A 12708-nucleotide genomic window follows, 5' to 3' on the forward strand; every position below is an offset into this window, starting at 1 on the left:
CTCAGGGAGCGATGCAGCTGGTCATGAATGACCAGCTGCGCGATGCCACCGGGTCTCCGCTGTGAAAGTATCGCCCGCAATCTTTCTCATCACCAGCGGGCTCCCGCTCACCGCCTGTGGTGCAACGCATTCCGACAGCAACGACCACACCGACCCCGTGAGCACGGCCGTCGAGGCCCCATCCACGGAGTCGTGAGCACAGCGTTCCTCGGTATCAACGCGACGGACGCTCGGCAAGCGGGCGGATTTCGTCAGCCGCGGTGCCCGTAACCCGCGGGCAGGTTGACCGACTCGGCCTTCTCCACCGCTGTCACCGCGCCAGACGAGGCCAGGATCACGCCGCCGACAACGGCCGCCACGAAGGCCACGATCGCTGCCGGACCCCAGCCGGACCGCGTGACGTCACCGAGAAAGATGATCCCGACGGCACCGGGCAGCACAGTCTGTCCGACGACCAGCGCGGCGGCCGCGCCGTTGACTGAACCCGTTTGCAGCGCAACGGTGAACAGGTAGAAGCCACCGATGCCGCTGATCAGCAGCGCATACAGTGCCGGGTCGGTGAACAGCACTCCGGGCTGCAGCGGCGAGACGCCGGTCAGAACGCGGGAAGCCACGGCCATCACGCCGAAGATCGCACCTGCGATCAGTCCCGCGAACGCAGCGATCCGTCGTCTGAGTACGCGGGCCCCCGCGATTCCGATGACGATGAGCAGTGGTCCGGCAACCAGCGTCGCCCACCCCATCCATGCGTCGTAGTCGGAGCCCTCACGCCCCGCGGACACCGCGAGCAGTATCAGCGACAGGATGACCACGGCGCCCGACACCCATTCCCGCCAGGTCAAACTCACCTTCAGCACGATCGCGGCGAGTACCGCGGTCGCAACCATTCGCGCGGAGATGATGGTCTGCGAGAGAAAGAGCGGGATCAGACGCGCAGACACGATGGTGGCGACAAAACCGATGATGTCGAAGACGAATCCGACGAGGAACGGCACGGTCAGCATCGTCGCGGCGGTCGAGCGCAACGTCGGATGCGGTGTGTTGGACCGTAGTTCGTCGCGGTGTTCGGCACGTTGCGCCACTCGTTCGGCGCCGAGCGCCTGCAACACCGACGCCGCGGCGAAGGAGAGCGCACCGATCACCGCGATGATGATTCCGAGAGTCATCGCGCCACCCGAACCCACCGCGAACTACTCGACGGCACACCACGCGTCATACGACGCTACTGAGTCTTGAGCGCGTGGGGCTTGAGCACGTCGGTGCCGACGTACCGCGCGAGTTCGTCTGGCAGCACGACCGAACCGTCAGCCTGCTGATGGTTTTCGAGGATCGCGACGATCCACCGCGTGGTGGCGAGTGTCCCGTTCAGCGTTGCGGCGATCTGCGGCTTGCCCGAGTCATCGCGGTACCGGATCGACAGGCGACGCGCCTGGAACGTCGTGCAGTTCGACGTCGAGGTCAGTTCTCTATACGTCTGCTGCGTGGGAACCCATGCCTCACAGTCGAATTTGCGAGCGGCCGACGATCCAAGATCGCCGCCCGCGACGTCGATGACCCGATACGGGACGTCGATAGCAGCGAGCATCTCCTTTTCCCAGCCCAGTAGTTTCTGGTGTTCGGCCGCGGCGTCCTCGGGCTTGCAGTAGACGAAGCCCTCGACCTTGTCGAACTGGTGCACACGGATGATGCCGCGGGTGTCCTTGCCGTAGCTGCCCGCCTCGCGCCTGAAACACGTTGACCACCCTGCATAGCGCTTCGGGCCGTCGGAGAGGTCGATGATCTCGTCCATGTGGTAGCCGGCGAGCGGGACCTCCGAGGTGCCGACGAGGTAGAGGTCGTCCTCTTTGTCGAGGTGGTAGACCTCATCGGCGTGTGCGCCGAGGAACCCGGTGCCGCCCATGACCTCCGGCCGGACGAGCACCGGCGGGATCATCAACGTGAACCCATTGGCCGTGGCCTTCTGCGCGGCCATCGTGAGCAGGCCGAGCTGCAGCATCGCGCCCTGACCGGTGAGGAAGTAGAAGCGCGAACCCGACACCTTCGCGCCACGCTCCATGTCGATGAGGCCGAGCGACTCGCCGAGCTCGAGGTGGTCCTTGGGGTTCTCGATCTCGCGCGGCTGACCGACGTACTCGAGCACGACGTAGTCGTCCTCGCCGCCGGGAGGTGCACCCTCGACGATGTTGGAGATCGCGCGTTGCGCGTTCGACGCCGCGTCGTCGGCCTCGTTCTGCCGTGCGACGGCAGCCTTGACCTGCTCGGCGAGCTCTTTGCCCTTGGACAGCAGCGCCGCCTTCTCGTCGCCGGAGGCCTTGCCGACCTGCTTACCCAGCGCCTTCTGCTCCGAACGCAGCGAGTCGGCGTCGACGATTGCCGCTCGACGCGCGGAGTCGGCGTCAAGCAGAACGTCGACGAGGCCGGGGTCTTCTCCGCGGACGCGCTGAGATGCGCGGACGAGGTCGGGGTCGTCGCGGACGATTTTGAGGTCGATCACGCCTGTCAACGATACTGGAGCGCCGATCGGGCGGATCGTCGGACGTTGTGCGGCTAGTGCCAGCGTTCGCGATAGTCGGCTCTACCGAACATCGACGCCGCATCGTCGGCGCTCGGTGTTCCCGCGAATGGGTCGGCCCCGGCGTTCACCAGCACCGCGACGACGTCGTCGACTCCCTTGAACACCGCGCCGGCCAGCGGGGTTTGGCCCTTGTCGTTCGCGAGGTCGACGTCGGCGCCGCGCTCGACGAGAGCTGTGACCGTCTCGGCATTGCCGTGGTAGGCCGCGAGCATGACAAACGTGTCGCCCGACTGATTACGCAGGTCAACGGGCACTCCTGCGTCGATATACGCGGCGAGGGTGGCGGTGTCACCCGAACGCGCCATATCGAAGAGTCGCCCGGCGAGTTCTTGCAGATCCGGGCTCGGTTGCGTGTCGTTCTCGCTCACCGTCCCGAGTGTAGGCACAGGTATCGGCTCACCCCGGCCGTCGGAAAGTGCATGATGGATGCCGATGAACGACGATCCCGAGAAGGCGCCAGACGCCGACGAGACGCCCGAGCCCGCGGCAACCGGGGCGACACCCGACGGCGCCAGGACATCCACCGACGCCGCGCGCGTCGTCGACGCCGAGGACGCGACCGAGGAGTTCGAGCCGATCACCGAACAGCTCGAGCCCGTCGTCGCAGATGACGACGCAGACGAAGCCGAATTCCCGGAAGCTGATACAGCTCAGACGTCCGCGACGGAGTCCTCACGACGCCGCGGCGGAGTGACCGGCGCTCTGGCCGCGAACCCGATGCGGGTGGTGCTTGCTGCGGTCGTTGTCGGCGCGATCGTCGCGGGCGGTATCGCATTCGCGCTCGGCACATTCACCGACAACGGAAACGTCGGGACCACCGACATCGGCGAGAACGAGCGACTGGCCCAGAACGCGTTCACACGCTCGGTTGCCGGTGACTGCCTCGACTGGCCCGACGGCCAGCCCGGTCAACCGTCGAAGGTCGCGTGCGATCAGCCGCATCGCTTCGAGGTCGCAGGGCCGCTCAACACCGCGGTACTTCCGGGTGCGGAGTTCGGCGACTCGGCCGCATGGCCTGGGACGGAGCGCTTCGCGGCGATCCGCGACGAGCAGTGCCCCGTCATCGTCGACGACTACCTGCAGGGCAAGCTCGACCCACAGGGACGTTACTCCGTCGGAATGATGTTCCCCTCGCAAGCGCAGTGGGACAAGGGCGCGCGCGAACTGCGCTGCGGACTGCAGCAGACCGGCAAGGGCGGCCAGCCCGACCAGGTGACCGGCCGTCTCGTCGACAACGATCAGTCGTTCTCGTGGCCCCCGGGCACGTGCATCGGCATCGATCAGCAGACTCGACGCCCCACGGTGCCCGCGACCGTCGTCGGATGCAGTGAACCGCACGCCTTCCAGACCACAGGCATCGTCGACCTGTCTGCGAAATTCGGCAACCGAACGTCGGGCAAGCCGTGGCCGGAGATCGCCGACCAGAACAAGTTCTTGGCCGGGATATGTCCCGCGCAGGCACAGCGATTCCTCGGTGGCAAAGAAAAGCTGGACGCCACCACGCTCAACACCCAGTGGTCGGTGATCAGTGAACCGAGCTGGCTCGCCGGCAGCCGCAAGGTGGTCTGCTACATCGGGCTGCCCGACCGAGGTGGATTCGCGACGCTCGTCGGAGACGCACGCCAGACGCTGCTGATCAACGGCAAGCTCCCGGTACCGCCCCCGCAGGCGCCGCCGGGTCGCGTGCTTCCCACGCCCGTCCCGCTGCCACCCGGCATCCAACCGAACCCCGAAGAGGTCCCGGCGCCCGTCGGCTGATCAGGAGAAACACCCATGCCCGTCGCCATGTCCGACGACGAGTTCGAGGGCCTGGTGTCCGATGCACTCGACACCATCCCGAAGGAATTGACCGACGCGATCGACAACGTGGTGATCCTCGTCGAACCCAGCAACCCGGAGTCGCCGGACATTCTGGGACTGTATTCGGGCGTCGCCCTGACCAGCAGGGACCACGATTACGGCGGCTTCCTCCCCGACACGATCACCATCTACCGCGAACCGATCCTCGGGATGTGCCACACCCGCGATCAGGTCGTCCACGAAGTCGCGGTCACGGTGATCCACGAGATCGCTCACCATTTCGGCATCGACGACGCCTGGCTGCACGCCCACGGCTGGGGCTGAGGGTCGTCGGATTCGGGGGTTCTCCTGTGGTGCGGGCTCCGGTGATTCCTGCGCCGAAGGGTCGAAAACCTGGGGGGCGGGTTGCTCCGCCCTGGAGCCGGCACCCGGGGGCGACGCCTTCCGCAGGTTTCTGCGGCCCTGGCGGGGCTCTTCCGCTACTTTCTGCGCCCGGACCCGCTCTTCCGCTGGTTTCTGCGGCCCTGGCGGGACTCTTTCCGCTAGTTTCGGCACTCCGGCCCGACTCTTCCCCTACTCTCGTGCCTTTCCCCGCGAAATAACCCGCGGAAACGTCGAGAACCAGCGGAAAAGCTCCTTCCGCTAGTTTCTGCACCCCGGCGCGGGTCTCCCGCTAAGCTCCGCGGCCCGGCGCGACTCCTCCCCTAGGTTCTGCACCCCGGCGCGGCCCTTCCGCTAGTTTCTGCGCTCCGGCCCGACTCCTCCCCTAGGTTCTGCACCCCGGCGCGGCTCTTCCGCTAGATTCGGCGGCCCCAGCGCGACACTTCCGCTAGTTTCGGCACTCCGGCGCGGCTCTTCCCCTACTCTCGTGCCTTTCCCCGCGAAACAACCCGCGGAAACGTCGAGAACCAGCGGAAAGACTCCTTCCGCGAGTTTCTGCACCCCGGCGCGGCTCTTCCGCTAGTTTCGGCGTTCCGGCCCGACTCCTCCGCTGGATTCCGCACCCCGGCCGCCACTCCTCCGCCAGATCCGGCGCCCCGGCCGCCACTCCTCCCCTGGTTTCTGCGCCCGCGTCGGCCCCCAGGCCTCCGCGCCGACTACCCCATCGGGTCGGCGACGAGGGGCTCGTCGACGAGCTGGAACGGGGCGCGGGTGGCGCCCCAGCGGTGCGGGACCCACAGCCCGTCGGTGTACTCCAGTTCGACGGACCCGGTGTTGGGCAGATGTGTTGCGGCCGCGAACTTTCCGTCGATCCCCGCGAGGTGCGCTGCGACCAGTCGGATGGCTGCGCCGTGGCTCACCAGGTAGACGTCGCGTGCATCCGGGCCGGTGAGGTAGCGCTGGGCGAGGTCGGTGACCGCGGGGAGATAGCGCTCGAGCACCATCGTCAGCGATTCGCCGCCGGGGATCGGGGCGTCGGGGTCGCCCGAGTACCACCGGTCGAGAATGTCGCGGAACACGCCGTGGGCCTCGTCGTCGGTGCGGTCCTCGAGCTCTCCGGCCTGCACCTCGTACACGCCGGAAACGACCTCGGCGTCGGCGCCCCACACAGACCCGATGACCTCGGCGGTCTGTTGTGCGCGCGTCGCCTGCGAACTCAGCAGCACCGGTCCGGGGTCGGACTCCTCACGACGATCCGCCCGGTTCTCCAGACCGTATCTAACCGCCTGTCGCACACCGAAATCGGTCAGTGCAGCACCGGGTAGCGCGGTATCGAGTCGACGCATCACGTTCGACGTGGTCTCGCCGTGCCGGACCAGATACAGACGGGCCATCAGTCATCACCATCCTCGACGTCGTCACCATCTCCCACTCCTCGACGCATCGCCGACACCCACTCCATCCCGGGCCGGTGGTCCGGCGGCGGCGAGCCGATCCCCCCGCGCGCCGTCCACGATCCGAGATACACGACGTGTTCGGCTTCGCGGTAGAGCGCTTCGAGAGCCTCGGCGACAGCGTCGTCGTCGATGTGTCCGACGGCGTCGAGGAAAAACCGATACTGCCCCGGATTCGATTCACCGGTGGCCGGGTCGCGCCTCGGGCGGGATTCGATCCTCGTGAGATCTATTCCGCGCGAGGCGAATTGGTTCATGGCCGACATCAGGCTACCGGGTTCATTGGGAAGTTCGAGGATCACAGCGGTACGGTCGGCGCCGGTGCGCGGCGGCGGTGACACCGGGCGTCCGACGAGCAGGAATCGCGTCGTGGCGTCAACTGCGTCGGACACCTCGTCCGCGATCACGGTCAGCCCCGACAGCTCTGCTGCCAGCCGGGTGGTCACCGCCGCATCGGCCTTCCCCTCCGCAACATCCTGTGCCGCACCGGCGTTCGACGACGCAATGACGAACTCCGCACCGGGGTAGAGCTTTTCGACGGAGGTACGAACCTGGGCCGACGCGACGGGGTACGCCGCTATCCGGGTCACCTCCGACGCATCGATGGCGGTCCGGGCGGCGATCGCGAATGCGACGTCGACCACCGTTTCAGCAACCACCTGTACCCGCTTCGAACCATCCGGCACGAGCGCATCCATCGTCGCGGGCACCGATCCCTCGAGTGAACTCTCGATGGGGACACACGCGAAGTCGGCATCCCCCGAGCGGACCAGCGCGATGGCGGCGGCCGGACTGGGCGCCGCCACCTTGGTCACCTCATCGCGATCGTCGCGACGAGGAACCCCCGCGGCACCCGTCTCGGTCGCGAGGATCTTGTCCAACGCCATCTCGGTGAAGGTCCCTGCCGGACCGAAGTACGCGAACACTGACACGACAAGAGCTTAGTCGACGCCGAGTGAACGTCGGCCTGACCTGCGCGGACAAGCAGTCGACGTCGGACACAACATCCGCATCCCCAGGCCAGGCGCTTACGCGGCCCTCGACGATCCCCGGGCACGGTGGGTCAGACTCCCCGCGAGCCGAACCATTGACGATCCCCCGAATCGACTTTAGGTTAGGGTTACCTACTATGAGTTGGGCAGCACATCAGCCGACCGGGAGTGAGCACCGCATGACACGAGCCGTCACCGACCGACCGACGGACGCCGAGGTCATCGCCACCGCATGTCGCAGGGCGGGAAGCGCGATGCTGGCCGTCGAATCACCCGTCGGCACGTCGCAGGAGGAGCGCACCGGCCACGCCGCCGACCTCGCCACGCCGACCCAGGTCGATCTGGTTCACCTCTTCGACACGCAGGCATTCCTGCTGGTCCCCACTGCCGGGCCGGCCATGCGCGCTGCCGCCGAGAGCCCCGACGGGCTTCCGGCGATGGTCGAGATCACCGACTGCGCGCCCATCGACCTGCGTGAGCGGGTCCGCTCGCTGATCTGGCTCAACGGACGCCTGCACCACATCCCCGCCAACCTCGAACGCGACCTTGCCGTCGAGATCGCCACCGAGCACCCCGATGAGGGCCTCCTCGACATCGGGCACGGTCGGTCGATGATGCGGCTGCAGGTCGAGACCGCAGTCGTGGCGTGTGGCGCAGGTGCAGCATCGGTGAGCGCCGACGAACTGGCCGGCGCAGAACCCGACCCCTTCTGGGAGTACGAAAACGACTGGATCAGCCACCTCGACGCCGCGCACGCCGACATCGTCGGACAACTCGCACGCAGGCTCCCGCGTCACCTGCGGCAGGGCCGGGTGCGGCCACTCGGCATCGACCGCTTCGGGCTCCGGTTCCGAGTGGAGGGCTCGGCGGGAGATTCCGACGTCCGGCTCCCATTCCCGCATCCGGTGAACGACGTCAGCGAGCTGTCACGCGCACTGCGCAACCTGGCGGGCTGCCCGTACATGAACAGCCTGCCGGACTGAACAAGACCACCCCGCCCAGTCGGATCGGAGGTCCCCTCGTCCGAGAAACGGCTGGATTGCCAGGGTGCGCGGCCGGGAGGGCTGCCCGGCCGCGCGCCCGACTCAACTCGGTGCAACCAGCAGACCCAGCAGCCGTAGGCTGTCGGCCATGGTCGACGTGAGGCGCGGGATCGCGACGCTGGTACGGCCAGGACTCCAACAGATCTTCGACGTGGTCGCTGACCGCCGCGAGCGGCGCGCACTGGTCATTGAGCTCGCCATCGTCGGCGTACTGACCTTCGGATTCTCGGCGCTCTCGGCGATCCTCTCGCTGATCGAAGTGCAACTGACCAGCGGCATCGGCAACGCGACGGTCGCGCTGAACCCGAGCCGGTCGTCGGTGGCATTGATCGACTTCATTCGCCAGGTCATGAGTGCGGTACGACTGTTCGCCATCGCCGGGCTCGGCGTCTATCTCCTGTGGCGATCGGGGTGCGGACCGCGCATGATCGGGCTCGCTCGTCCGGCAGGCCGTGACGTCCCGCCGGGTCTGGTACTCGCAGCGGCGATCGGGCTGCCGGGTCTGGCACTCGTCGCCGCAGCACGCGCACTCGGGATGAACGCCCATCTCGTCCCGAGCGAGGTCGACGGCCCGTGGTGGCGGTGGCCGGTCCTGATCCTGATCGCCGTCGGCAACGCGGCCGCCGAGGAGATCATCGTGGTCGCCTACTTCATCACGCGGTTGCGCCAACTCGGAGCGTCGGAGAACGTGTCGCTCGCGGCCAGTGCCGTCCTACGTGGCGGCTACCACCTATACCAAGGCGTCGGCGCAGGCATCGGGAACGTCGCGATGGGGCTGGTGTTCGGTCGCTATTACCAGCTGACGAACAGGGTATGGCCGCTGGTCATCGCGCATGCGGTGATCGACGTCGTCGCGTTCCTCGGATACGCGCTGCTCCACGACCATCTGTCGTGGGTGGGCTGAGATTCTGCGTCACCTCGACGGCGACTCGACGCTGTGCACCACGTGAATGACGCTCGGGCGCACCACGTTGCGTACATTTGATCTGATGAACGAGCCAGATCCGCGCTACATGCGGCGCCGCGGCAGTCCGTCGCCGCGCGATCAGCAGCCGCGGAATCCGGCACCCACGCCACCGCGACGAGACGACGCTCCTGCTGGTCAGCGACGCAATCCGGCACCACCGCCGCCTGGCGGACAACGGCCAGACAATCCGTCCCGACAACCGCCGGGCAGGCGACCCGATCCGCGACCACACGGACAACAACCCCGACGCCCCGCACCGCCGAACACCGACGATCCGACCCGCCACGTGGGCGGCGCCGCCCAGAACGATCGGGCGCGTCGGGTCGGAGAGTACCAACCGCCCCTGGCATGGTCGGCGACCCCGAACCGGGCGCAGCCAGGGCCTCGACGCCCCGCACCGTCACCGCCCCACGCCCCACGCCAGCCTGCTCAGCGGGACCGGGATCCCGCCGGTCCGCGAGACCGAGACCACGCAGGACGTGCACCCGCAGCCGTCGGAGCCGCAGCGGGCGCGGACGCCGCCCGGGCATACGCACCGACGCAGAAGCCGGAGCCGATCTCCCGAAACAACCAGCGGCCGGGTCGCGGCGGCGCATCCCCACCTCGGCGCCCCGATCGCGGCCGTGGTGCGGCTCCGGAGTCGCCGGCCCGACGCCGAATCCCGGGCCTGCGTCGGCCCAGGCTCGGACGACCGCGACGCATCGGCAGAATCATCCTGGTTGTCCTGCTGGTGATCGTTCTCGGATCGGTGGGGCTGTTCTTCTATTACGACAGCAAGCTGCACCGCGTCGACGCTCTGCCCGGCTATGCCGGACGCCCGACCGATACTCCCGGGACCACCTGGCTGATCGTCGGCAGCGACTCACGCGAGGGCTTGACCCAGCAGCAGAAGGACAATCTGGCCACCGGCGACAGCGACGGATCGCGTACCGACACCATCATGCTCGCCTACAAGGCACGCAGCGGTAAGGCCGCGCTGATCAGCATCCCGCGCGACCTCTACGTGCCCATCCCCGGGCAGGGCAACCACAAGATCAACGCCGCCTACAACTTCGGCGGTCCGCAGCTGCTCGCCCAGACCATCGAGCAGCTCACCGGCATTCGGATCGATCACTACGCCGAGATCGGATTCGGGGGTTTCGACACCCTCGTCGACGCCGTCGGCGGCGTGAACATCTGCATCGACCAGTCACTGAACGATCCCAAGGCGGGACTCAAGCTCACGAAGGGCTGCCACGACCTCAACGGTCAGCAGGCGCTCGGCCTTGTCCGCACCCGCGCATTCCCCAACGCCGACCTCGAGCGCGTGGTCAACCAGCGAAAATTCCTGTCGGCGTTGATGTCGAAGGCCACCAGCCCCGGCGTGCTCCTCAATCCGTTCCGCCTGTTCCCGTTCATCAGCGGAGCCGTCGACGGCCTGACCGTCGACAACAGCACCCACCTGTGGCATCTCGGCATGCTCGCGTGGTGGCTCAGTGACGACCCGATCACAACCACGACGCCGACGGCCGGTTCGGAACAGACCAACGACGGCGACTCACTCGCGGTCGGCGACAACACGACACAGTTCTTCGACGCCATCCGGAGCGGCAAGGAGATCCCCAAGGAACTGCTCTCGAATCAGGGCGGCGCGATCGGGTAAGGCCCCTTGCGGAGCAGCTACACGACGCTCTCCACCGACCGGGGTCTCGGCGTTGAGGACCGAATCATATTCTCGATCGTCGAGCACGGTTGAGTTCCCACCATGCTCCCGACGGAGCCATTCGGACAGCAGACGATTCCGTATTTTCTCACTACCGGTTGTATCGTCGGGGATTGGACCATGGGGCTGCACACCGGGGATTGCGAGGACAGACGTGACGTTCGACCACAATCGAGTGCCTGCAGCGCCGCCGTGGCTCACCGGAGGAGGCGCACCTGTGCCGCCACCGTCACCGGACAACGCGACCGGTGATGACGTGAACTCTCCAGCATCCGAGGCGCAACCGCCGATCTCTACACCCCCAGCCGGGCAGGTAGCCGCAGGCCCTGTGGCTGCAGACCCTGGTGCTGGAGGCCCTGGTGCGGGAAAACCTGTCGCGGGGGGACCTGCGACAGGCCATCCCGCGACCCGCGAACACGGAGAACCGAGCGGACCGGCCAATGATCAGGCTCCGGCTCCGCTGCCGCCGAATGCACCGCGCCCGCAATGGGTCCCAGAGCCCGAAGACCCACACGCCAGCCCAGCCTGGGAGCCGTCGCCGTACCCTGCCCCGCACGGACCGACGTACCCGAACGCCCCGGTGGCGCCCTACCCGAGCGCCAACGAGCCGTCGTATCCGAGCCACCATGCGCCGGGGCCGGTCCTGAATGGGCCGTACCCACCACCACCGGGGGCCGGCTATGGCCCACCACTCAACCAGCACCACGCCGCCCCGCCCGCGCCCGGGTACCGCCCTGAGTTCCAGAACAGTCACAGCGCGCCAACCGGATTCAGCCCCACACAGCCCGGCGACGGTCTCGAATCGGCCGCACTGCTGCGCAGGGCACGTCGCGCTCCGCGTTCCGGCTGGCGTCGTACTGTTCACCGAATAACCGGCGGCCGCGTCAACCCCGGCGAATCCCAACAGACCGTCTACTACGACGACCTCGTACGACAGGCGAACGCACCGGTACGCGGCGACTTCCGGATCGCGGTGCTCTCACTCAAGGGCGGTGTGGGTAAGACGACGACGACGGTCGGTTTGGGATCGACATTCGCCAGCCTGCGCGGCGACCGGATCATCGCCGTCGACGCCAACCCCGACCTCGGAACACTCTCGCAGCGCGTGCAGGTGCAAACGCCGTCGACGGTTCGCGATCTACTCCTCGATAAGGCCATCTACCGTTACTCCGATGTGCGACGGCACACCTCGCAGTCAAGCAGTAGGCTGGAAGTCCTTGCCTCCGAACGAGATCCGGCCACAGCCGAGACGTTCAACGAGCAGGACTATCGCACGGTGATGAAGACCCTGCAGCGGTACTACAACATCATCCTCACCGACTGCGGCACAGGTTTGTCTCACTCGGCGATGAACGGAGTGCTCGATCTGGCACAGTCGTTGATACTGGTGTCAACCCCCGCACTCGACGGCGCGCGCAGCGCAAGCGCAACACTGGACTGGCTGCAGACGCACGGGTATCAACACCTGGTTTCGCGAGCGGTCGTCGTTCTGAGCGGCCCACGGAAAGACTCGACGAAGATCGACGTCGATCAGCTCGCGCAACACTTCCTCGCGAGAACCCGTGCGGTACAGATTATTCCGTACGACGATCACCTCGCCGAGGGCGCAGAGGTAGATCTCGAATTACTCGACAAGGCAACTCGTCGTGCGTTCGTCGAACTTGCAGCGACCGTCGCGGAGGATTTCGCCCTGGCGAGCGACGAGCCAGGACTTCATTAGAAGACCGGCGACCATGGCAGATCTGATGTGGGCTCGGCGTGTGTTCGACGCGGGAGTATTCGCGAAATCGACTA

Annotated in this window: 11 protein-coding genes; 6 read left to right on the forward strand and 5 right to left on the reverse strand. The window is 67.0% G+C overall.

Annotated features, from left to right (window positions below):
• Positions 1-251: 251 nt before the first annotated feature.
• The 3 genes from GOACH_RS20530 to GOACH_RS20540 are packed head-to-tail and all read right to left on the reverse strand — an operon-like array spanning position 252 to position 2880.
• Complete coding sequence (locus GOACH_RS20530; RefSeq protein ID WP_040519326.1) at positions 252-1166, reverse strand: DMT family transporter; 915 nt, start codon at positions 1164-1166, stop codon at positions 252-254.
• Positions 1167-1222: 56 nt separating this feature from the next.
• The gene (gene serS / locus GOACH_RS20535) at positions 1223-2494 is read right to left on the reverse strand and encodes a serine--tRNA ligase (protein WP_005179241.1); all 1272 of its coding nucleotides are present in this window, start codon (positions 2492-2494) and stop codon (positions 1223-1225) included.
• 53 nt (positions 2495-2547) lie between these two features.
• A complete protein-coding gene (locus GOACH_RS20540; protein ID WP_157227892.1) occupies positions 2548-2880 on the reverse strand; it encodes an ankyrin repeat domain-containing protein in 333 nt (110 codons plus the stop codon).
• Positions 2881-3007: 127 nt separating this feature from the next.
• Between GOACH_RS20540 and GOACH_RS20545 the strand changes: the two genes are divergently transcribed.
• A complete protein-coding gene (locus GOACH_RS20545) occupies positions 3008-4333 on the forward strand; it encodes a septum formation family protein (protein WP_005179244.1) in 1326 nt (441 codons plus the stop codon).
• 15 nt (positions 4334-4348) lie between these two features.
• Positions 4349-4699, forward strand: a complete 351-nt coding sequence (locus GOACH_RS20550; protein WP_005179246.1) for a metallopeptidase family protein — start codon at positions 4349-4351, stop codon at positions 4697-4699.
• 773 nt (positions 4700-5472) lie between these two features.
• Here the strand turns inward: GOACH_RS20550 and GOACH_RS20555 are convergent.
• Together GOACH_RS20555 and pheA are read right to left on the reverse strand one after the other, a co-directional pair.
• On the reverse strand, positions 5473-6150 hold the full coding sequence (locus tag GOACH_RS20555; protein ID WP_005179247.1) for a histidine phosphatase family protein: 678 nt from the start codon (positions 6148-6150) through the stop codon (positions 5473-5475).
• On the reverse strand, positions 6150-7142 hold the full coding sequence (gene pheA / locus GOACH_RS20560) for a prephenate dehydratase (RefSeq protein WP_005179250.1): 993 nt from the start codon (positions 7140-7142) through the stop codon (positions 6150-6152). The genes GOACH_RS20555 and pheA overlap by 1 nt, the downstream gene beginning before the upstream one ends.
• A 239-nt stretch (positions 7143-7381) precedes the next feature.
• Here pheA and GOACH_RS20565 point away from each other — a divergent pair, with 239 nt between their 5' ends.
• The 4 genes from GOACH_RS20565 (at position 7382) to GOACH_RS20580 (ending at position 12634) form a co-directional block, all read left to right on the forward strand.
• Positions 7382-8185, forward strand: coding sequence for a DUF2470 domain-containing protein (locus GOACH_RS20565; protein ID WP_040519321.1), 804 nt, complete (start codon positions 7382-7384; stop codon positions 8183-8185).
• Positions 8186-8333: 148 nt separating this feature from the next.
• Positions 8334-9149 (forward strand): CPBP family intramembrane glutamic endopeptidase, encoded by an 816-nt coding sequence (locus GOACH_RS20570; protein ID WP_005179254.1) that lies wholly within the window; start codon positions 8334-8336, stop codon positions 9147-9149.
• Positions 9150-9234: 85 nt separating this feature from the next.
• Complete coding sequence (locus GOACH_RS20575) at positions 9235-10854, forward strand: LCP family protein (protein ID WP_306302300.1); 1620 nt, start codon at positions 9235-9237, stop codon at positions 10852-10854.
• A gap of 349 nt (positions 10855-11203) precedes the next feature.
• Positions 11204-12634 carry a MinD/ParA family ATP-binding protein gene (locus tag GOACH_RS20580; protein ID WP_444542621.1) on the forward strand — a complete coding sequence of 477 codons (1431 nt, stop codon included), beginning with the start codon at positions 11204-11206 and terminating at the stop codon, positions 12632-12634.
• Positions 12635-12708 lie beyond the last annotated feature (74 nt).

Origin of the sequence: Gordonia aichiensis NBRC 108223, from assembly GCF_000332975.1 — a bacterium.
GTDB lineage: Bacteria > Actinomycetota > Actinomycetes > Mycobacteriales > Mycobacteriaceae > Gordonia > Gordonia aichiensis.

Bases quoted from the DNA above. Each gene is read 5' to 3' on its own strand.
- GOACH_RS20530 (WP_040519326.1), bottom strand. From the start codon at position 1,166: ATGACTCTCGGAATCATCATCGCGGTGATCGGTGCGCTCTCCTTCGCC.
- GOACH_RS20540 (WP_157227892.1), bottom strand. From the start codon at position 2,880: ATGGCGCGTTCGGGTGACACCGCCACCCTCGCCGCGTATATCGACGCA.
- GOACH_RS20545 (WP_005179244.1), top strand. From the start codon at position 3,008: ATGAACGACGATCCCGAGAAGGCGCCAGACGCCGACGAGACGCCCGAG.
- GOACH_RS20550 (WP_005179246.1), top strand. From the start codon at position 4,349: ATGCCCGTCGCCATGTCCGACGACGAGTTCGAGGGCCTGGTGTCCGAT.
- GOACH_RS20555 (WP_005179247.1), bottom strand. From the start codon at position 6,150: ATGGCCCGTCTGTATCTGGTCCGGCACGGCGAGACCACGTCGAACGTG.
- GOACH_RS20565 (WP_040519321.1), top strand. From the start codon at position 7,382: ATGACACGAGCCGTCACCGACCGACCGACGGACGCCGAGGTCATCGCC.
- GOACH_RS20570 (WP_005179254.1), top strand. From the start codon at position 8,334: ATGGTCGACGTGAGGCGCGGGATCGCGACGCTGGTACGGCCAGGACTC.
- GOACH_RS20575 (WP_306302300.1), top strand. From the start codon at position 9,235: ATGAACGAGCCAGATCCGCGCTACATGCGGCGCCGCGGCAGTCCGTCG.